Origin of the sequence: Mycobacterium sp. SMC-17 (assembly GCF_045310915.1) — a bacterium.
GTDB lineage: Bacteria > Actinomycetota > Actinomycetes > Mycobacteriales > Mycobacteriaceae > Mycobacterium.
This window is the reverse complement of sequence record NZ_JBJIAK010000035.1, coordinates 45,843-64,588: the sequence shown is the minus strand read 5'-3', so window position 1 is coordinate 64,588 and position 18,746 is coordinate 45,843. Positions and strand designations below refer to the sequence as shown.

The window sequence follows — 18,746 nt, the reverse complement described above, 5'->3', positions numbered from 1 at the left end:
GCACCGACACGGCCTGAACATCTCCGCCCACCTCAGCCCCGTCCCCGAATTCCCACCACCCCAGGGGACTTAGCCCGCTCCACGGCCGCACCGGTAACACCACCGTCGGCCATCGCCAATGTGGGCGCTGATGGACCACCTACGTGGCAACCGATAGCCACCACTGTGCAAGGCCGGCCGATCCGAGCGCTGACGGTCGGCCATGGACCACACCGGGTGCTGTTTGTCGGGGGAATCCACGGCGATGAACCCGAAGGCTCGCTTACTGCCGCTGAGCTACCGGCTGCGTTCACTGAGGCAGGACTGAATGAAGTGGCCTCACTCACCGTGATCGAGGACATCAACCCAGACGGTCGCGCGGCAGCGACGCGCGGCAATTCCAACGGCATCGACGTAAACAGGAATTTCCCGGCGGCCAACTTCGATGCCACCATCGCGGAGTCCGGGGGCGAGCCGTTGAACCAGCCCGAGTCACGCGCGTTAGTGGAGACGATCGATCGAGTCCACCCCGACCTCATCTTGGTTGCGCATTCCTGGCGGGGCAGGCAGTTCATCAATTTTGATGGTCCTGCCCGCGAAATTGCCGAGAAGTTCTCGGCAACAACCGGTCTACCAGTCGAGGAGTCATCAGCGTTCGCCCCGACCCCAGGTTCGCTGGGGTCCTATGCCGGGCGAGACCGAGGCGTGCCAGTTCTCACGATCGAGGTGCTCCGTGGCACAAACCCCCAGGCCGTGTGGACGTCGCTCAAGACGGCTTTGTTAGACGCGATCCACGGCTGACTGGTACGACCTTCCGCACTAGCTCGGCTCAGCTCAATCGCGCCAGCGCAGTGGCCGCGTCGTAGCCATTGAACCCGTCCAGGGTGCCGCTGCGCAGGCGGTTGACCCAACCGGGGTCGGCCAGCAGGGCCCGGCCGATCGCGACCATGTCGAACTCACCCGCGTCAAACTGCTCCACCAGCTGATCCACCGGCCCCGGCTCGATGACCTGGCCCGGCTTCTCGGACCGGAATGCGGTCTGCAGGCCGACCGAACCGACCGTGATGACGGGCGTCCCGGTGACCTTCTTGGTCCAGCCGGCCAGCGTCAGCGCGGGGTCGGCGTCGGGGAAGGCCGGCACATAGTGGCGGCGCGTCGACGGATGCAGCGCATCGACACCGGCATCGACCAACGGCGCCAGCAGTTCCTGCAACTGAATCGGGTCATCGACGAGCGTCGCGTTGTAGTCGGTGCCCTTCCACTGCGAGAAGCGGTAGATGATCGGGTAGTCCGGGCCGACTGCGGCCCGCACCGCCGCGACCACCTCGGCGGGGAACCGCGTGCGGTTCTGGACCGAACCGCCGTACTCGTCGGTGCGCAGATTCGTTCTGGCCCACAGGAATTGGTCGAGCAGGTAGCCGTGGGCACCATGCAGCTCGACGGCGTCGAAGCCGACCTCCTTGGCGTTGCGGGCCGCTTCGGCGAACCACTGCGCGACGGCAGGGAGCTCGTCAGCATCCAGTGCCCGGCCGATCTGCTCGCCATGGCCGTTGACGCCCGACGGACTGACCGGTGCCACCCCGTCGCGGTCGCCACGCTCGGCGCCCTGGTGCCACAGCTGGGCGGCGATGGTCGCGCCGTGCCGGTGCACCGCGCTCGTGACGTTGCGCCAGCCGTCGAGCGCCTCGGCGCCCACGAGCGTCGGGATGTCCGGCGAGCCGGCTGCCGACGGGTCACCCAATCGCACGCCTTCGGTGATGATCAGGCCCACGCCGCCGGCGGCCCGACGCGCGTAGTACTCCGCCACGTCGGGCCCCGGGACGCCTCCGGGCGACGCCTGCCTGGTCATGGGTGCCATCGCGAACCGGTTGGGCACGGTCAGGTTCCGCAGGGCCAGTGGGGCGAAGAGTCCAGATGCATCGACGGTCATGAGCCTATGCAACACCGTGCCGGCTCAACCGATTCCGGCGGCGCCCGGCTGGCGGTCATTCGTCGGCCGTCAGGCCGACGACGGCAGCTCCTGTGCGCGGCGGGCTTCGAACCGCCAGATCGCCTGGTGCAGCGCGTCGGCGTGCCAGCCAGCCGCGTCCGCGACTGCGGCGAGGAGCCCTGCCGTGTCGACCGGGCCGCCATCCGCAACCTCGCGCGCGACGTATCCCGCGACCGTCGGATCGGTGCCCGGCAGTTCCGCCAGCATCAGCAGGAAGCGCCAGGTGAAGCCCGACCGTTGCCCGGGCACCGCGCACCACGCCCGCTTGGCCGCCTTCGCCCGCTCCGGGTCCGCGGTGATGACCCGTAGGTCCTCGGTGGTGCAGATCCCCAGTGCGACGAAGGCCTGCGCCACTTGTGTCAGCGCCACCGATCGCAGCGGTGCGTCTTTCCTCGTGGACGTCGGCCGCCGGTTACCGATCTGGGCGGCCCACTGCTCCGGACCGCCCAGTGCCTCGACATTGGCGAGCAGTTCGGCTGCGCCGTCGGTGTCGGCGTCACCGCCTTGCCCCGCCCGGTAATTGCGGTACCGCTCGACGATCGTGTCGACGGTGAGGTGCCGGGCGCCCGGTGCATAGATCGCGTCGATGATGCAGAGCGCCAATGAATTCGGATAGCCGACGGGCGTCGGCCAGCCGGCCGGGTCCCCGAGATCGCGTTCGCACGCGGCCTGCAGTCGTTCGATGTCAGCGTTCATCGTGTTGCCTCCTGTCGCAACGGACCGGTGTGGTCCTGTTGCGCTGGAAGCTAGAGAAGGGCTCCGACAAGAGCGCCGCGTGCAGGCGCCGGAATCGGGAGTTATCCACAGGACCGGCGACTTCCCAAGCGTGGATATGTAGGGAATCCCCTTATTTGCCCGGCAGTCTCGCGGCCCTAGCGTCGATGTCATCAGCCGACTGGAAGGGGCCGACATGTTCGACGGTGTATTCATCCGGCGTTGCGGCAGCATGGCGTTCACATTGATCGGCGCCTTCGGCACGGCGGGCGTCGCGTGGGCGCCACCCGCCGCGGCCGACGTGGTCGAGGAGTATGTGAGGGGCTACTGTTCGCCGCCGAACGGCCAGGACTGCAATGCCCGGCCGTCGATCCATTTCGACGCCCACATCGCCGAGAAGGTGCTGGCATCGTTCAATAACGACGCCAACGGCTGTTCGGACATCGTCGTGCGCTTCTATCTCGATGGTCGCCAGATCGCTGCCCCGGCCATCGCGCGGCCCGGCAGCACCGTCACCGCTCCGCCGGCCTACACCAAGACGGCCGGTGGCCACGAGCTGAGTGTCAGCGCCACCGGCATCAAGGGTGGCTGCAACACCGGCACGCTGGAAGCGTTCGGCGGCACCTTGTCCGCCAACGTCATCGAACTACGGCAGTGAGTGCGCGACGCGGAATCAGACGGTGAAGCCCAGCGCCCGGAGCTGTTCGCGACCGTCGTCGGTGATCTTGTCCGGGCCCCACGGCGGGTTCCACACCCAGTTCAGCTTGAGGTCGCTGACCAGGCCGGCACCGACCAGGGCGGTCCGGGACTGGTCCTCGATCACGTCGGTCAACGGACAGGCGGCCGACGTCAGCGTCATGTCCAGCTTCACGACGGTGCCTTCGTCCCCCTCTTCGAGGGTCATGCCGTAGACGAGCCCGAGGTCGACGACGTTGATCCCGAGTTCGGGGTCGACGACGTCGCGCATGGCCTCCTCGACGGCGTCGAGCAGTTCGGGGTCGTCGACCACGTTGGCCGCGGTGGTGGCTTCGGGTGTGCCTTCAGTCATCGCTTGTCCTCCGCAATTGCGCCGGCGGATGCCAGCGCGGTGTCTTTGGCGCTCGCCTCGGCGAGCGCGGCTTTGAACGCGGTCCACCCCAGCAGCGCGCATTTCACGCGTGCCGGGTACTTGGCGACACCGGCGAACGCGATGCCGTCACCCAACACATCTTCGTCCCCCTCGACGTTGCCGCGGGAGGAAATCATCTCGGTGAACGCGCCGACGGTCTTGAGCGCTTCGTCCACGGTCTGGCCGATCACCTGATCGGTGAGCACCGACGTCGACGCCTGGCTGATCGAGCAGCCCTGGCCGTCGTACGAGATGTCGGCGATGGTCTCGCCGTCGTCGGACAGTGTCACCCGCAGCGTCACCTCGTCACCACACGTCGGGTTGACGTGGTGCACCTGCGCGCCGAACGGCTCACGCAGCCCGCGGTGGTGCGGGTGCTTGTAGTGGTCCAGGATCACTTCCTGGTACATCTGTTCCATTCTCATGCAAAGAACTCCACAGCGCGTTTGACGCCCGCGACCAGCCGGTCCACCTCGTCGAGCGTGTTGTAGACGGCGAACGACGCCCGGGCCGTCGCGGCGATACCGAACCGCCGGTGCAGTGGCGCCGCGCAGTGATGCCCGACCCGGACCGCGATGCCCTCGTCATCCAGAATCTGGCCGACGTCGTGGGCATGCACACCGTCGAGCACGAAGCTCACCGGAGAGCCGCGGCGCTCGGTGGTGGTCGGCCCGATGATCCGAACTTGTGGCAGCCCGCGCAACCCTTCCAAAGCGGCGGCCACCAACTCGGCTTCGTGCGCCTCGACAGCGGACATCCCGATGGCATCGAGATACCGTGCGGCAGCGGCCAATCCGACCACCTGCGACGTCATCGGCGTACCGGCCTCGAAGCGCTGCGGCGCGGCCGCATAGGTCGCCGACTCCATCGTGACGGTCTCGATCATGGACCCGCCGGTGAGGAACGGCGGCAGCGCGTTCAGCAGCGCACGGCGCCCGTACAACACACCGATCCCGGTGGGCCCCAACATCTTGTGGCCAGAGAACGCCGCGAAGTCGACGTCGAGCGCGTGGAAGTCGACGGGCTGGTGCGGCACCGATTGGCACGCGTCCAGCACCGTCAGCGCACCGACAGCCTGAGCCCGACGCACGATCTCCGCCACCGGCGCGATGGCACCCGTGACGTTCGAATGATGGGTGAAGGCAACCACTTTCACCCGGTCATCGAGCTGCAGCGAGTCCAGGTCGATGCGGCCGTCGTCGGTCACCGAATACCAGCGCAGTTCCGCGCCGGTCCGGCGGGCCAACTCCTGCCACGGGATCAGGTTGGCGTGGTGCTCCAGCTCCGTGGTGACGATGACGTCCCCCGGCCCGACGACGCGGTCGAACCGGTTGTCCCCCACCGCATACGACACCAGGTTCAGGGCCTCGGTGGCGTTCTTGGTGAAGACGAGCTCGTCGTCGTCGGCACCGACGAACGCCGCGATGTCGGCACGGCCCTGTTCGTAGGCGTCGGTCGACTCCTCCATCAGCTGGTGCGCACCGCGGTGCACCGCGCCGTTGGAGGTGGTCAGGAACTCCCGCTCGGCATCGAGCACCTGCAGCGGCTTCTGCGACGTGGCCCCGGAATCCAGGTACGCCAACGTGTTTCCGCCGCGCATCACCCGACTCAGGATCGGGAAGTCGGCCCTGATCCTGGTCAGGTCGAGGTCGACTGACGCTGTCATGGGAATCAGGCTCCGGCGGCCGCGGCCTGCGTGTAGCGCTCGTAGCCGTTCTCTTCGAGCTCGTCGGCCAGCTCCGGACCACCGGAGGTGATGATGCGGCCGTCGAAGAAGACGTGCACGAACTGCGGACGGATGTAGCGCAGGATGCGGGTGTAGTGCGTGATCAGCAGGACGCCGCCGTGCTCGGCCTCGGCGTACCGGTTGACGCCCTCGGACACGACGCGCAGTGCGTCGACGTCCAGGCCCGAGTCGGTCTCGTCGAGGATGGCGATCTTCGGCTTCAGCAGGCCCAGCTGCAGGATTTCGTGGCGCTTCTTCTCACCACCGGAGAAGCCCTCGTTGACGCTGCGCTCGCCGAACGCCGGATCGATGTCCAGCTCCGACATGGCGGTCTTGACCTCTTTGACCCAGTGGCGCAGCTTGGGGGCCTCGCCACGGACCGCGGTCGCCGCGGTGCGCAGGAAGTTCGACATCGAGACGCCGGGCACCTCGACGGGGTACTGCATGGCCAGGAAGAGGCCGGCGCGCGCACGCTCGTCGACGCTCATCTCCAGCACGTCCTCGCCATCGAGGGTGATGGAGCCCGAGGTGACGGTGTACTTGGGGTGGCCGGCGATGGCGTACGACAGCGTCGACTTGCCAGAACCGTTGGGGCCCATGACCGCGTGGGTCTCGCCCGACTTCACGGTCAGGTTGACGCCCTTGAGGATCGGCACATCGGCGCCGTCCGGTGCGGTGACCGAGACGTGCAGGTCCTTGATTTCCAGTGTGGTCATGAGTTGTTGCGTCCTTCAGTCAGTTCAAGTTCGTGTTCGATGGCGGCGGTGAGGCGTTCGCGGACTTCCGGCACGGCGATCTTCTGGATGATCTCGCCGAAGAAGCCCCGGACCACCAGGCGGCGGGCCTGGTCCTCGGGAATGCCGCGGGCCTGCAGGTAGAACAGCTGCTCGTCGTCGAAACGTCCGGTGGCACTGGCGTGTCCGGCGCCGACGATCTCGCCGGTCTCGATCTCGAGGTTGGGCACCGAGTCGGCGCGGGCACCGTCGGTGAGCACCAGGTTGCGGTTCACCTCGAAGGTGTCGGTGCCGGTGGCCGCGGCCCGGATCAGCACGTCGCCGATCCACACGGTGTGGGCATCGGCCTTCTTCGAGTCCGGATCCCCTTGCAGCGCACCCTTGTACAGCACGTTCGAGCGGCAGTTCGGCACCGCGTGGTCGACCAGCAGGCGCGACTCGAAGTGCTGGCCCTCGTCGGCGAAGTACAGGCCGAGCATCTCGGCGTCACCGCCGGGGCCCAGGTAGCGGGTCCGCGAGGTCAGCCGCACGACGTCACCACCGAGCGTGACGGCGACGTGCCGCAGCACAGCGTCCTTGCCCAGCGTGGCGTGGTGGGTGCTGACGTTCACCGCGTCGTCGGCCCAGTCGGCGATCGACACGACGGTCAGCCGCGCCGCGTCACCGACGACGAATTCGATGTTGTCGGCGTAGGTTCCGCTGCCGCTCTGGTCGATGACCACGACGGCCTCGCCGAGCTCGGCGACCCGCAGCTGCAGGTGGCCGTACGCGGTCTTGCCCTCACCGGGGCCGGCGATGGCGATCTCGATGGGCTCGGCGACCTGGACGTCGCGACCGACCGACACGATGGTCGCCTCGGTGAACGACGAATATGCCTGCGCGGCAACGCGGTCCGCGGGCACGCCGCCCTGGCCCAGTCGCTCGTCGTCGCGGCCGACGGTCTCGACGGTGACACCGTCGCGCTCCGAAACTTCGACGCGCGCAGCGCCGGTGGCGACAGCGGAGCCGTCGTGCAGGCCGTGCAGACGCTTGAGCGGCGTGAACCGCCACAGCTCGTCACGGCCGCCCGGGACCTCGAAAGCGTTGACGTCGTAGGACGTGAACAGCTCACCCTTGTTGGCGACGATGCCTTCCGTCGCCTCAGTCAGATTCGAACTCACTAGCCGACAGCACCTTCCATCTGCAGCTCGATCAGCCGGTTGAGCTCGAGCGCGTATTCCATTGGCAGTTCCTTGGCGATGGGCTCGACGAAGCCGCGCACCACCATCGCCATGGCCTCGTCCTCGGTCAGGCCGCGGCTCATCAGATAGAACATCTGGTCCTCGCTGACCTTCGAGACCGTGGCCTCGTGACCCATCGTGACGTCGTCCTCACGGATGTCGACGTACGGGTAGGTGTCCGAGCGGCTCACGTTGTCGACAAGCAGCGCATCGCATTTCACGCTCGACTTGGAGCCGTGCGCGCCCTTGTTGACCTGGATCAGGCCGCGGTACGACGAGCGGCCGCCACCGCGGGCCACCGACTTGGAGACGATGTTGCTCGACGTGTTCGGCGCCAGGTGCACCATCTTCGCGCCGGTGTCCTGGTGCTGCCCTTCGCCCGCGAACGCCACCGAGAGCACCTCGCCCTTGGCGTGCTCGCCGGTCATCCAGACCGCCGGGTACTTCATGGTGACCTTGGAACCGATGTTGCCGTCGATCCACTCCATGGTCGCGCCGGCCTCGGCACGGGCCCGCTTGGTGACCAGGTTGTAGACGTTGTTCGACCAGTTCTGGATGGTCGTGTACCGAACGCGCGCACCGGGTTTCACCACGATCTCGACGACGGCCGAGTGCAGCGAGTCCGACTTGTAGATCGGCGCGGTACAACCCTCCACGTAGTGCACGTAGGAGCCTTCGTCGGCGATGATCAGCGTCCGCTCGAACTGGCCCATGTTCTCGGTGTTGATGCGGAAGTAGGCCTGCAGCGGGATGTCGACGTGCACGCCCGGCGGCACGTAGATGAACGAGCCACCCGACCACACGGCCGAGTTCAGCGCGGAGAACTTGTTGTCACCGGCCGGGATCACGGTGCCGAAGTACTGCTTGAACAGGTCCGGGTGCTCGCGCAGGCCCGAGTCGGTGTCCAGGAAGATGACGCCCTGCGCCTCGAGGTCCTCGCGGATCTGGTGGTACACGACCTCGGACTCGTACTGTGCGGCGACACCGGCGACCAGGCGCTGCTTCTCGGCCTCCGGGATGCCCAGGCGGTCGTAGGTGTTCTTGATGTCCTCGGGCAGGTCCTCCCAGGACGCGGCCTGCTTCTCGGTGGACCGCACGAAGTACTTGATGTTGTCGAAGTCGATGCCCTCGAGGTCACTGCCCCAGCGCGGCATCGGCTTCTTGTCGAAGATGTGCAGCGCCTTGAGCCGGAAGTCGAGCATCCACTCCGGCTCGTTCTTCTTCGACGAGATGTCGCGGACGACAGCCTCGTTCAACCCACGGGTCGCGGCGGCGCCTGCGGCATCACTGTCTGCCCAGCCGTAGCCGTACGTGCCCAGGGAGGCAATGGTCTCCTCCTGGGTCAGCTGTTCCGGGGTGGTCGTCATTGCGACACTCCTTCTTCTTGGGTCGCGGGGTGGATCGAGTGGACTGCGTTCTCGGGGATGACGGGAACGTGCGTCGTACATGCACAGTCGCCGTTGACGATGGTGGCCAGGCGCTGGACGTGCGTGCCGAGGACCTCGGCGAACGCTTCACGCTCGGCGTCGCACAGTTCGGGGAACTCCTCGGCGACGTGCGAGACCGGGCAGTGGTGCTGGCAGATCTGCACCCCGCCGATCGGCCCCGTCACCGGGGTTGTCGTGGTGGCGTAACCGGCCTTGGTCAGCGCCGCGGCCACCTGGTCCGCGGTGTCGGTGACATCGTCGGTGGCGGTCACGCCGGACAGGATCGAGTCGATACGACGACGCGCGAAGGTGCGGATGGCGTCGTCACCGCCGATTTCGCGCAGCTGGCGCATGGCGGCCGCGGCGAGGTCGTCGTAGGTGTGGCCGAGCTTGGCGCGCCCGGCGGCGGTCAGCCGGTAGCGCTTGGCGGGACGACCACGCCCGTTGTGCTGCCATGCGGCCGCGGCACTGGACTCGGCGTCGCCGGCCTCGATGAGAGCGTCGAGATGACGCCGCACACCAGCGGCGGAGATGCCGAGCTGCTCGCCGATCTGGGTCGCGGTGACCGCGCCTTCCAGCAGCAACTGCACGATGGCCGAACGGGTGTGACCATCGGAAACAGCCGTCGCCGACGCCACCGCGGTCGCGGTGCCGACAGCTTCGGGAGCTCCGGACGGTAATTTCACAACACCATTGTGACGGAATTCAGAACCCGAATCTAGGAAGGTAACCCTTATCACCGAGTTGGCGGGGGCCGAACAGGCCTACGGCTAATCTGCTCTGATGCCCGACCGCCTTCAGCACCTGAGCACGGCCGTCGCGCATTGGCACGCCGACGAACCGTCCGTCGGCTCGCCCCTGAACGCGTCCGAGGTCGCATCCCTGCGCCGGACCCGGCGATTCGGCGCCACCGGAACCGTACTCATGGCCATCGGCGCGCTCGGCGCCGGCGCCCGGCCCGTCGTGCAGGACCCGACGTTCGGCGTGCGCCTGCTGAACCTGCCGTCGCGCATCCAGACCGTCTCACTGACCATGACCACCACCGGCGCCGTCATGATGGCGCTGGCGTGGCTGATGCTGGGCCGCTACACGCTGGGCAAACGCCGGATGTCGCGTAGCCAGCTGGACCAGACACTGCTGCTGTGGGCGCTGCCGCTGCTGATCGCGCCGCCGATGTACAGCAAGGACGTCTACTCCTATCTGGCGCAGAGCCAGATAGCGAGCATCGGGCTGGACCCCTACCGTGTCGGCCCGGCGACCGGTCTCGGGCTCGGCCACGTGTTCACCCTGACGGTGCCGAGCCTCTGGCGCGAGACACCGGCGCCCTACGGACCGCTGTTCCTGTGGATCGGGCGCGGCATCTCCGAGCTCACCGGCGACAACATCGTCGCCGGCGTGCTCTCCCACCGGCTGGTCGTGCTGCTCGGTGTCGCGGCCACGGTGTGGGCAACGCCACGTCTGGCCCGTCGCTGCGGTGTCGCCGAGGTCAGCGCGCTGTGGCTGGGACCGTGTAATCCCCTGCTCTTCATGCACCTCATCGCGGGTATCCACAACGAAGCCCCGATGCTCGGCCTGATGCTCGCCGGCACCGAATTCGCCATGCGCGGCATCGATTCCGGCCGTCCCCTCATCCCCCGACCACTGCACTGGCCACGGCACCGGGAGGACTGGTCCGCGTGGTGGCCGCTGGCGATGCTGCTGACCGGCACGGTGCTCATCGCCATGTCATCGCAGATCAAGCTGCCCTCCCTGCTCGCGCTGGGTTTCGTGGCGATGGCCCTCGCGCGCCGGCTGGGCGGGACGGTCAAGGCTTTCTTCCAGGCCTGTGTGCCGCTGGGCACCGTCGCGCTGGCGGTCATGGCGCTCATCGGCTGGGCCAGCGGCCTGGGCTTCGGCTGGCTGTTCACCCTCGGCACCGCGAACGTGGTGCGGTCCTGGATGTCGCCGCCGACACTCGTCGCGCTCGGCACGGGACAGGTCGGCATCCTGCTGGGCCTGGGCGACCACACCACCGCGGTCCTCGGACTGACCCGTGGGATCGGCGTCTTCGTCATCGGCGTGCTGGTCAGCTGGCTGCTGCTGTCGGTGCTGCGGGGACGGCTCCACCCGCTCGGCGGCCTCGGCGTCGCCATGGGCGCGACGGTGCTGCTGTTCCCCGTCGTGCAGCCCTGGTACCTGCTCTGGGCGATCATCCCGCTGGCCTGCTGGGCGACCCGGCCGGGCTTCCGTGGCACCACCATCGTGGTGACGTTCGTCGTCGGCGTCTTCGGCCCGACGGCCAACGGTGACCGGTTCGCGCTCTTCCAGATCCTCGACGCCACGCTGGCCAGCACCGTCATCGTGCTGCTGCTGATCGCCCTGACGCGCAACAGGCTGCCCTGGCGCGGATTGCCGGAATCAGACAACGGTGACGCCCCTGGTAGCGGCGCTGCCAGGTCCGACGCTTACGCTGAATCCCCGTGAGTTCCGGTGAGACGCCCGTATTGCTGCGCGGCGTCAGCAAGCGCTACGGCGATATCCAGGCCGTGAACAACCTGGATCTGGAGGTGCAGCGCGCCGAGGTGCTGGCCCTGCTCGGACCCAACGGGGCCGGCAAGACCACCACTGTCGAGATGTGTGAAGGCTTCAACAAGCCCGACTCCGGCAGCATCTCGATCCTGGGCCTGGACCCGACGGCCGACAACGCCAAGCTGCGCGCCCGCATCGGCGTGATGCTGCAGGGCGGCGGCGGCTACCCCGCCGCCAAGGCCGGCGAGATGCTGAACCTCGTCGCGGCGTATTCGGCGAATCCGCTCGACCCGCAGTGGCTGATGGACACCCTCGGTCTGACCGAGGCCGCGCGCACCACCTACCGCCGGCTGTCCGGCGGGCAGCAGCAGCGCCTCGCGCTGGCCTGCGCCATCGTCGGACGGCCCGAGCTGGTGTTCCTCGACGAGCCGACCGCCGGCATGGACGCCCACGCCCGAATCGTGGTGTGGGAGTTGATCGAAGGCCTGCGCCGCGACGGTGTCACCGTCGTACTGACCACGCATCAGCTCACCGAGGCCGAGGAACTGGCCGACCGCATCGTGATCATCGACCACGGCGCGGCCGTCGCCGCGGGCACTCCCGCCGACCTGACGCGCGGCGGCGCCGAGAACCAGTTGCGCTTCTCCGCCCCGCCGAAACTGGACCTGACGCTGCTGATCTCGGCGCTGCCGGAGGGCTACCGCGCCACCGAAGCCGGCGCCGGCGAGTACCTGGTGGAAGGGCACATCGACCCACAGGTGCTGGCGACCGTCACCGCATGGGCCGCCCGCCTGAACGTGCTGGCCACCGACATGCGCGTCGAGCAGCGCAGCCTCGAGGACGTGTTCCTCGACCTGACCGGACGGGAGCTGCGGTCGTGAGTACCGAGACCAATCGGTTCGCACCGGGGACGTTCACCCCGGACCCGCGGCCCGCGGGTATCCCCGCCATGCTGGCGGCACAGTACGGCCTGGAGCTCAAACTGCTGCTGCGTAACGGCGAGCAGCTGCTGCTGACCATGTTCATCCCGATCACGCTGCTGGTCGGGCTCACGCTGCTGCCGCTGGGCTCCCTCGGTGATCACCGGCCGGGGACGTTCACCCCGCCGATCATGGCGCTGGCGGTCATCTCGACGGCGTTCACCGGACAGGCCATCGCCGTCGCGTTCGATCGGCGCTACGGCGCGCTCAAGCGCCTCGGCGCCACCGCGCTGCCGGTGTGGGGCATCATCGCCGGCAAGTCGCTGGCGGTCATCACGACGGTGTTCCTACAGTCGATCCTGTTGGGCGGCATCGGTATTGCGCTGGGCTGGCGGCCGAGCCCGCTGAGCCTGCTGCTCGGCGCGCTCGTCATCGCGCTCGGCACGGCCTCGTTCGCGGCGCTGGGTCTGCTGCTCGGCGGGACGCTGAAGGCCGAGATCGTGCTGGCCCTCGCGAACCTGCTGTGGTTCATCCTGGCCGGCCTCGGCGCCTTGACCATCGAGCACCGCGTCGTCCCCGAGGCGCTGCGCTGGGTGGCCCGGCTGACGCCGTCGGGTGCGCTGACCGAGTCCCTCACCCAGGCGATGACGCTGTCGGTGGACTGGTTCGGCATCGCGGTGCTGGCCGTGTGGGGAGTGCTCGCCGCGCTAGCCGCGATGCGCTGGTTCCGGTTCAGCTGACGGGCAGCAACTGCGGCAGCAGGAATTCCAGCTGACCGACCTCTTCGATGTTGTGTTTGACCCACGCCCGCACCATGTCGTCGGGAAACCGGCGGCCCAGCAGGCGGTTGACGGGCGTCATGAACGCCGATCGCGCGCCGACATCGAGCACGCTGACGTAGTGCGCTCCTTCGGCCCCTGCCGACCAGGTGTGCTCGAGGCTGAACACGATCACGCCGGCCACCCGTTGCACGAGCCGGATGCCGGTCTCGTCGAGCTTCTCGACGCGGTCCACCACGTCGACGCGATATTCGGGCCGCCCGCCGAACGCCTCGACGATGCGGAATCGCGCGCCTTCGGCCGCGCCGCCGGTCGGCGCCGGGCGCGCCAGTTCCCACCGGATGTGGTCGACAGGGTGCCACGCCAGGTACCGGTCGATGACCTGATCCCCGTAGCGCATGGTGCCGCCGAGGTGCGTGAACCAGTCGAGGAGCATCGGCGGCGTCACTCCAGGTAGCGGCCGGTGCTCGATGGTGACCCGACGACGGCCGTGGGGTGCGTCGAAGTACCGGACGGTTGCGGTGTCGACGGACCGCAGCGGATACAGGATCGGTCGGCTCATAGCTCCTCCAAGATACGGTTCCGTTTCTTGATCAAGACGCTAGGCTCGTCAGTTAAGATACGCAAGCGTTTCTTCAAGGAGGCCCGATGCGACGACGCGGCGACGAGCTCGACGCGGCGATCCGCGCCGCGGTCATGACACTGCTCACCGAGCAGGGACCCGCCGGAGTGACGATGGAGGCCGTCGCCGCCGCGGCGCGCACCAGCAAGCCCGTGCTGTACCGGCGCTGGCCCGACGGCGCCGCACTGCTGCGAGACACCTTGCTGCGCAACGCGAAAGCAGCGATCCCACACACCGACACCGGCAGCTACCGCGGCGACATGCTGGCGGTGCTGCGCGGCTGGGCCGCGATGTTCACCGGACCACAGGCCGCCACCATGCGCGCGGTGGTCGCGGCCATGACCGGGGATGACGAACTCGCCGCGGCATTCCGGGACGACGTGATCGGGTGGCGCAAGGCGGAGATGGCCGACCTGCTGGCCCGTGGCGTCGCCCGCGGCGACGTCCGCCCCGACGTCCCCGTCGAGATCGCCCGCGAGCTCGGCCAGAGCGTGCTCTGGCACCGGCTGCTCATCACCGGCGATCCCATCACCGACGAGCTGGTCGTCGACCTCGTCGACCAGGTGCTGGTGCCGTTCGTCGCCCCTACTACGCCACGTAGTTAGCGCTGGCCTACGATCAGACCGTGCTCGACAAGCTGCCCATCCCCTCGCTTCGGGTCCAGCGGCTCATCGCGTTCCTCGTCATCCTGACCCAGGGCGGCATCGCCGTCACCGGGGCCATCGTCCGCGTCACCGCATCCGGACTGGGCTGCCCGACGTGGCCGCAGTGCTTCCCCGGCAGCTTCGTGCCGGTGCCGCACGCCGAAGTGCCCGTCGTGCATCAGGCCGTCGAATTCACCAACCGCATGTTCACGTTCGGCGTCGTGCTGACGGCCGCCCTGGCGGTGCTCGCCGTCATCCGTGCCGGCCGCCGCCGCGAGGTGCAGGTCTATGCCTGGCTGATGCCGGCGTCGACTGTGGTGCAGGCGGTCATCGGCGGCATCACGGTCCGCACCGGGCTGCTGTGGTGGACGGTCGCCGTCCACCTGCTGGTGTCGATGGTGATGGTCTGGCTGGCCGTGCTGCTCTACGTCAAGATCGGCGAACCCGACTCGGGCACCGAGGAACTCGTCGTGCCGCAGCCGCTGCGCTGGTTCACCGCACTGACCGCCGTCACCCTGTCCGCGGTGCTCGTCACCGGGACCTTGGTGACCGGCGCCGGACCACATGCCGGCGACAAGAGCGCCTTGCAACCGGTCAAGCGCCTGCAGGTCGAGATCACCGATCTGGCGCACCTGCACTCGTCGCTGCTGGTGGCCTACCTCAGCTTCGTCATCGGCCTGGGCTTCGCACTGCTCGCGGTGCGCGCCCCCAAGCCCGTACTGCTGCGGCTGGCGGTGCTGGCCGGGCTGGTGCTCGCGCAGGGCGCCGTCGGCGCGGTCCAGTTCTACACCGGCGTCCCCGCCGTTCTGGTCGCCATCCACGTCGCGGGCGCCGGCGCCTGCACCGCGGCCACGGCGGCGCTGTGGGCGTCGATGCGAGTGCGGACATCCGCGTAGCGAGTCCCTGGCTTCAGTCGGGTCTGCGGCATCCCGTCACAGATTGCAACCAGGGACGCCGCGATGCCGAAATCGATCCCAGACTTGAGTCAAAGTAGCGATATGCCGCCGCAGATTGACGTCAGGGATCTCAGCCCAACCGATCTTTGTCAGCGGATTTTCAGCGCCGCAGCGGCTCTCTTGCCCAGCACCGTCGTCACCGTGTGTCGGTCGATGTCATCCAGGGTCAGCACCGCTTGGGGCCGGGTGATCCGCTTCATGTCCTCGGCTGACGGCTGCGGTACCAACGGCGCGATTTCGCGCGCCTCATCGACGTCGATGACCTTGTGCACCCACTCACTCTGATCGGTGCGTTCACGGCCGACGATCACGAACCAGTTGGCCAGGAAAACCTGAAGCCGCGGGATCAACGTCCACACCTTGCGCCGGTCCAGCGTCGAGCGCGCATCTGGCCGGGTGAACGCGAGCCAAGCGAGTGAACCGCTGTCTGCCTCCGTCAGCTTCCAGAACACTCGCCCGTGGTGAGGAACGGCATTGGCGACGGCCGCAACGCCCTCCCCGATTTCTCGGGCCAGTCTCCGGTAGTCGCCGATTCCGTCATAAAACTCGTCAGACACGGTTACCCCCGGCCCGACAGCGGACCGAGCCCGAGCCGCTCCAGGGCCCACTCGACGCCGACGGCGAATTGCCGTTGCGCCACAGCGCGTTCGGACTCGGCCAGCTGCCGCCAGCCCAGGCCCGGTTCGACGAGTTCCAGCTCGAGCAACCGCGGGTCCCGGTGATCGCCGATGACGTCCACCCGCGCGTACAGGAACTCCTCCGGCTCGATCCCGAGATGCGCGGCCGCAGCGGCCAGCGTCGCGTAGCCGACGTCCCACAGTTCGAAATCCGGGTCGGCCGGCTGTAGCTGTTCCTCGGCGTACGTGCCGGATTCGTGCATCTCCACACTGCCACCGGGCGGCGGCAACATCGGCCCCTTGATGAACGCGTGCGACTGCTTGCCGGCCAGGAACACCAGGGCGGTCTCCCCTGCCTCGATACGCTCGTCATACGGCTGGATCAGCGCCGTACGGCCATCGGCCTGGAGCGCGGCAGCATGCGCGGCGGCCGCGGCGGCATCGGTGAATCGTTGCGCCCCAACCGAACCCGCACCCACTGCGGGTTTGACCACGATTTGACCGCTGGGCACCGTCACCGACTCCCCCGGCGCGAAGAAACCGCTGGGCACCGTCGGCACGCCGGCCGCCGCCAAGTCCGCCAGGTAACGCTTGTCGCTGTTCCACGCCACCACCCCGGGCGCGTTCAGCAGATTGCGCACCTTCGTGGTCCAGGCCAGGAATTCGTCGTGCCGCTCGGTGTAGTCCCACGTGGCCCGCAGGATCACGAGATCGGCCTGCAGTGTGGCCGGGTCGTCCCAGGCCAGCCACTGCGCATGCAAACCGCGGTCCCGCAACGCCTTGACCAACCCGTCGTCGTCTCCGTCGCCTTCGACGAGAGCCCGGCAACCTGCCAAAACGATGCGTGGATGACGGATATCGGGCCGCGCGAGTTTCACGTTGGAATGATAGGTGGCATGCACGCCATCGAAGTCGCCGAACTCGGCGGTCCAGAAGTCCTGTCCTTCGTCGAACGCCCCGAGCCCACGCCGGGCCCGGGCGAGGTCCTGATCAAGGCCGAGGCCATCGGCGTCAACTTCATCGACACGTATTTCCGCTCCGGCCTCTATCCGCGCGAAGTGCCGTACATCCCCGGCACCGAGGTCTGCGGCACCATCACCGCGGTTGGTGACGATGTGGCGGCGCTGGCCGTCGGCGACCGCGTGGTCACCGCCGCGGCCGACGCCACCTACTCCGAATACTGCGTCGCACCAGCCGATTACGTGGCCTACGTCCCGGAGGGCGTCGACCCCGAGGTGGCGGCTGCGGCACTGCTCAAGGGCATGACGGCGCATTACCTGATCAAGTCGACCTATCCCGTCCAGCAGGGCGACACCGTGCTGCTGCACGCCGGCGCCGGCGGCGTCGGGCTCATCCTGACGCAGTGGGCCACCAGCATGGCCGTCCGGGTCATCACCACCGTCTCCAACCAGGACAAGGCCGAGTTGTCCCGCCGGGCCGGCGCCATCGAGGTGCTCGACTATCCCGACGACCCCGCCGAGTTCGGCGCCAAGATCCGCGAACTGACGGGCGGCAACGGCGTCGCCGCCGTGTACGACGGGGTGGGCGCGTCCACGTTCGAGGCCAGCCTGGCCAGCCTCGCGGTGCGCGGCACCTTGGCCTTGTTCGGCGCCTCGAGCGGACCCGTGCCGCCGTTCGACCTGCAGCGGCTCAACAGCGCGGGCTCGTTGTTCGTCACCCGGCCGACGCTGGCCCACTACACCCGCACGGCCGACGAATTCTCCTGGCGGGCAGGCGAACTGCTGCAGGCCGTCGCCGACGGCACCATCAACGTGACGGTCAGCCAGCGCTACCCGCTCGCCGACGCCGCCCGCGCACACGCCGACCTGCAGGCCCGCCTGACCGTCGGCTCGGTGGTGCTGGTGCCTTAGACCGGCTCGGCCGCCGGGAACGTCCAGGCGCCGTCGAGAATCTCGGCCCGCGGGCGGTAGAGCCGCACGGTGTAGTTCCAGCCCGGCGTGATCGGCAGCAGGTTGTCCGCACCCGTGCCGCCGAACTGGATGGTTGTCGAACCGTCGGCGGCCTTGACCGCGGTGATGTTGTTCAGCGAGTAGGCGTTCTGCTCGTTGGCGGTGAAGTAGCCGTCCTTGTTGTAGACCGTCACCGACCAGAAACCGTCCACCGGAACGTCTTCGACGGTGAGCCGGTGCACCGTGGTGCCGTCGTTCTGGGACGGCACCACGGTCAGGTAGAACGCGTCGCGCTCGGGATTGCCGCCCCAGGCGTTGGCCGAGCCGATCAGGTGCCGCACCGGGTCGGTGTCGGCTGCGGTGCCGAACATGCCCTTGGTGTCCGGCAGCGTGGTGGCCAGCGTGACGAGGGCGTCGCGCACGGTCTTCTGGCTGACGGGGTCCCAGTCGGGTACCTCGAAGCTGCCCGGGGCGTCCTGCGTGACGGTGACGGCGTCCTGCAGCGCGTGCACGGCGGCCAGGTCGGCGGCATCGTTGGGATCGACCAGCGTGCGGACGGCCACCGCCACGTACCGGGTGCCGACGGCCTCGCGTGTCAGGTCGACCGTCGCCGGGGCGTAGGCGACCTGGGTCGTGTAGTGGTCCTCGTTGATGACCTGGAGCGACATGAACCGGCCCGCGCTGTCGGGCAGGGTGACGGTGACCGGTCCGGCGTCGAGGTCGAACACCGCGGCCGAGTAGAGGGTGTCGCGGTTCTGCCGGATGACGACCTGGTGATCGATCGAGCTCAGTTCGCGATGATGAAGAAAGCCACCGACGCCGCCGTCGTTCACGATGCCGGAGAAGTACAGGTCCGATTCGGCGCGGGCGAAATTGTCGGGGCTCACCGGTT

Annotated in this window: 21 protein-coding genes; 8 read left to right on the top strand and 13 right to left on the bottom strand. The window is 68.2% G+C overall.

Annotated elements, in window-relative coordinates; all coding sequences use genetic code 11:
• Positions 1–120 precede the first annotated feature (120 nt).
• Positions 121–780, top strand: coding sequence for a M14 family zinc carboxypeptidase (locus tag ACJH7A_RS20840; RefSeq protein ID WP_406802642.1), 660 nt, complete (start codon positions 121–123; stop codon positions 778–780).
• Between the two features lie 28 nt (positions 781–808).
• On the opposite strand, the gene ACJH7A_RS20835 is transcribed toward ACJH7A_RS20840, so the two are convergent.
• Together ACJH7A_RS20835 and ACJH7A_RS20830 are read right to left on the bottom strand one after the other, a co-directional pair.
• The gene (locus tag ACJH7A_RS20835; RefSeq protein WP_318984584.1) at positions 809–1,909 is read right to left on the bottom strand and encodes an NADH:flavin oxidoreductase; all 1,101 of its coding nucleotides are present in this window, start codon (positions 1,907–1,909) and stop codon (positions 809–811) included.
• 69 nt (positions 1,910–1,978) lie between these two features.
• The gene (locus ACJH7A_RS20830) at positions 1,979–2,665 is read right to left on the bottom strand and encodes a heme peroxidase (protein WP_318984583.1); all 687 of its coding nucleotides are present in this window, start codon (positions 2,663–2,665) and stop codon (positions 1,979–1,981) included.
• Positions 2,666–2,879: 214 nt separating this feature from the next.
• Here ACJH7A_RS20830 and ACJH7A_RS20825 point away from each other — a divergent pair, with 214 nt between their 5' ends.
• Positions 2,880–3,341: a hypothetical protein gene (locus ACJH7A_RS20825; protein WP_318984582.1), complete on the top strand. Its 462-nt coding sequence runs from the start codon at positions 2,880–2,882 to the stop codon at positions 3,339–3,341.
• A 15-nt stretch (positions 3,342–3,356) separates the two neighbouring features.
• Here ACJH7A_RS20825 and ACJH7A_RS20820 read toward each other — a convergent pair whose 3' ends face one another.
• From ACJH7A_RS20820 to ACJH7A_RS20790, 7 genes are read right to left on the bottom strand one after another with little or no spacing between them, the layout of a single operon-like run.
• Positions 3,357–3,731, bottom strand: coding sequence for a metal-sulfur cluster assembly factor (locus ACJH7A_RS20820; protein WP_061000889.1), 375 nt, complete (start codon positions 3,729–3,731; stop codon positions 3,357–3,359).
• Entirely contained in the window at positions 3,728–4,216 is a 489-nt protein-coding gene (gene sufU / locus ACJH7A_RS20815) for a Fe-S cluster assembly sulfur transfer protein SufU (protein ID WP_318984581.1), read from the bottom strand. Before sufU ends, ACJH7A_RS20820 begins: the two co-directional genes overlap by 4 nt.
• Complete coding sequence (locus ACJH7A_RS20810; protein ID WP_406802641.1) at positions 4,213–5,457, bottom strand: cysteine desulfurase; 1,245 nt, start codon at positions 5,455–5,457, stop codon at positions 4,213–4,215. Before ACJH7A_RS20810 ends, sufU begins: the two co-directional genes overlap by 4 nt.
• Before the next feature lie 5 nt (positions 5,458–5,462).
• Complete coding sequence (sufC, locus tag ACJH7A_RS20805) at positions 5,463–6,233, bottom strand: Fe-S cluster assembly ATPase SufC (RefSeq protein WP_020100570.1); 771 nt, start codon at positions 6,231–6,233, stop codon at positions 5,463–5,465.
• Positions 6,230–7,411 (bottom strand): Fe-S cluster assembly protein SufD, encoded by a 1,182-nt coding sequence (sufD, locus tag ACJH7A_RS20800; RefSeq protein ID WP_406774674.1) that lies wholly within the window; start codon positions 7,409–7,411, stop codon positions 6,230–6,232. The genes sufC and sufD overlap by 4 nt, the downstream gene beginning before the upstream one ends.
• Positions 7,411–8,838 (bottom strand): Fe-S cluster assembly protein SufB, encoded by a 1,428-nt coding sequence (sufB, locus tag ACJH7A_RS20795; RefSeq protein WP_318984578.1) that lies wholly within the window; start codon positions 8,836–8,838, stop codon positions 7,411–7,413. Before sufB ends, sufD begins: the two co-directional genes overlap by 1 nt.
• On the bottom strand, positions 8,835–9,584 hold the full coding sequence (locus ACJH7A_RS20790; RefSeq protein ID WP_318984577.1) for a metalloregulator ArsR/SmtB family transcription factor: 750 nt from the start codon (positions 9,582–9,584) through the stop codon (positions 8,835–8,837). The genes sufB and ACJH7A_RS20790 overlap by 4 nt, the downstream gene beginning before the upstream one ends.
• A gap of 97 nt (positions 9,585–9,681) precedes the next feature.
• On the opposite strand from ACJH7A_RS20790, the gene mptB reads away from it, so the two are divergent.
• The 3 genes from mptB to ACJH7A_RS20775 are packed head-to-tail and all read left to right on the top strand — an operon-like array spanning position 9,682 to position 13,066.
• Positions 9,682–11,361: a polyprenol phosphomannose-dependent alpha 1,6 mannosyltransferase MptB gene (mptB, locus tag ACJH7A_RS20785; RefSeq protein ID WP_406802640.1), complete on the top strand. Its 1,680-nt coding sequence runs from the start codon at positions 9,682–9,684 to the stop codon at positions 11,359–11,361.
• Positions 11,358–12,287 (top strand): ABC transporter ATP-binding protein, encoded by a 930-nt coding sequence (locus tag ACJH7A_RS20780; protein ID WP_406802639.1) that lies wholly within the window; start codon positions 11,358–11,360, stop codon positions 12,285–12,287. Before mptB ends, ACJH7A_RS20780 begins: the two co-directional genes overlap by 4 nt.
• The gene (locus ACJH7A_RS20775; RefSeq protein WP_406774676.1) at positions 12,284–13,066 is read left to right on the top strand and encodes an ABC transporter permease; all 783 of its coding nucleotides are present in this window, start codon (positions 12,284–12,286) and stop codon (positions 13,064–13,066) included. The genes ACJH7A_RS20780 and ACJH7A_RS20775 overlap by 4 nt, the downstream gene beginning before the upstream one ends.
• On the opposite strand, the gene ACJH7A_RS20770 is transcribed toward ACJH7A_RS20775, so the two are convergent.
• Positions 13,059–13,667: a hypothetical protein gene (locus tag ACJH7A_RS20770; protein ID WP_318984573.1), complete on the bottom strand. Its 609-nt coding sequence runs from the start codon at positions 13,665–13,667 to the stop codon at positions 13,059–13,061. The two genes, ACJH7A_RS20775 and ACJH7A_RS20770, sit on opposite strands and share 8 nt — an antisense overlap.
• Before the next feature lie 86 nt (positions 13,668–13,753).
• Here ACJH7A_RS20770 and ACJH7A_RS20765 point away from each other — a divergent pair, with 86 nt between their 5' ends.
• Positions 13,754–14,332 (top strand): TetR/AcrR family transcriptional regulator, encoded by a 579-nt coding sequence (locus tag ACJH7A_RS20765; RefSeq protein WP_318984572.1) that lies wholly within the window; start codon positions 13,754–13,756, stop codon positions 14,330–14,332.
• Positions 14,333–14,352: 20 nt separating this feature from the next.
• Positions 14,353–15,267, top strand: a complete 915-nt coding sequence (locus ACJH7A_RS20760) for a heme A synthase (protein WP_207548009.1) — start codon at positions 14,353–14,355, stop codon at positions 15,265–15,267.
• A gap of 149 nt (positions 15,268–15,416) precedes the next feature.
• Here ACJH7A_RS20760 and ACJH7A_RS20755 read toward each other — a convergent pair whose 3' ends face one another.
• Together ACJH7A_RS20755 and ACJH7A_RS20750 are read right to left on the bottom strand one after the other, a co-directional pair.
• Positions 15,417–15,884 (bottom strand): hypothetical protein, encoded by a 468-nt coding sequence (locus ACJH7A_RS20755; protein WP_406774677.1) that lies wholly within the window; start codon positions 15,882–15,884, stop codon positions 15,417–15,419.
• A gap of 2 nt (positions 15,885–15,886) precedes the next feature.
• Positions 15,887–16,822, bottom strand: coding sequence for a RimK family alpha-L-glutamate ligase (locus ACJH7A_RS20750; protein ID WP_406774678.1), 936 nt, complete (start codon positions 16,820–16,822; stop codon positions 15,887–15,889).
• 18 nt (positions 16,823–16,840) lie between these two features.
• Here ACJH7A_RS20750 and ACJH7A_RS20745 point away from each other — a divergent pair, with 18 nt between their 5' ends.
• A complete protein-coding gene (locus ACJH7A_RS20745; protein ID WP_406802638.1) occupies positions 16,841–17,815 on the top strand; it encodes a quinone oxidoreductase family protein in 975 nt (324 codons plus the stop codon).
• On the opposite strand, the gene ACJH7A_RS20740 is transcribed toward ACJH7A_RS20745, so the two are convergent.
• The gene (locus ACJH7A_RS20740; protein WP_406802644.1) at positions 17,812–18,741 is read right to left on the bottom strand and encodes a DUF1254 domain-containing protein; all 930 of its coding nucleotides are present in this window, start codon (positions 18,739–18,741) and stop codon (positions 17,812–17,814) included. The genes ACJH7A_RS20745 and ACJH7A_RS20740 overlap by 4 nt on opposite strands.
• Positions 18,742–18,746 lie beyond the last annotated feature (5 nt).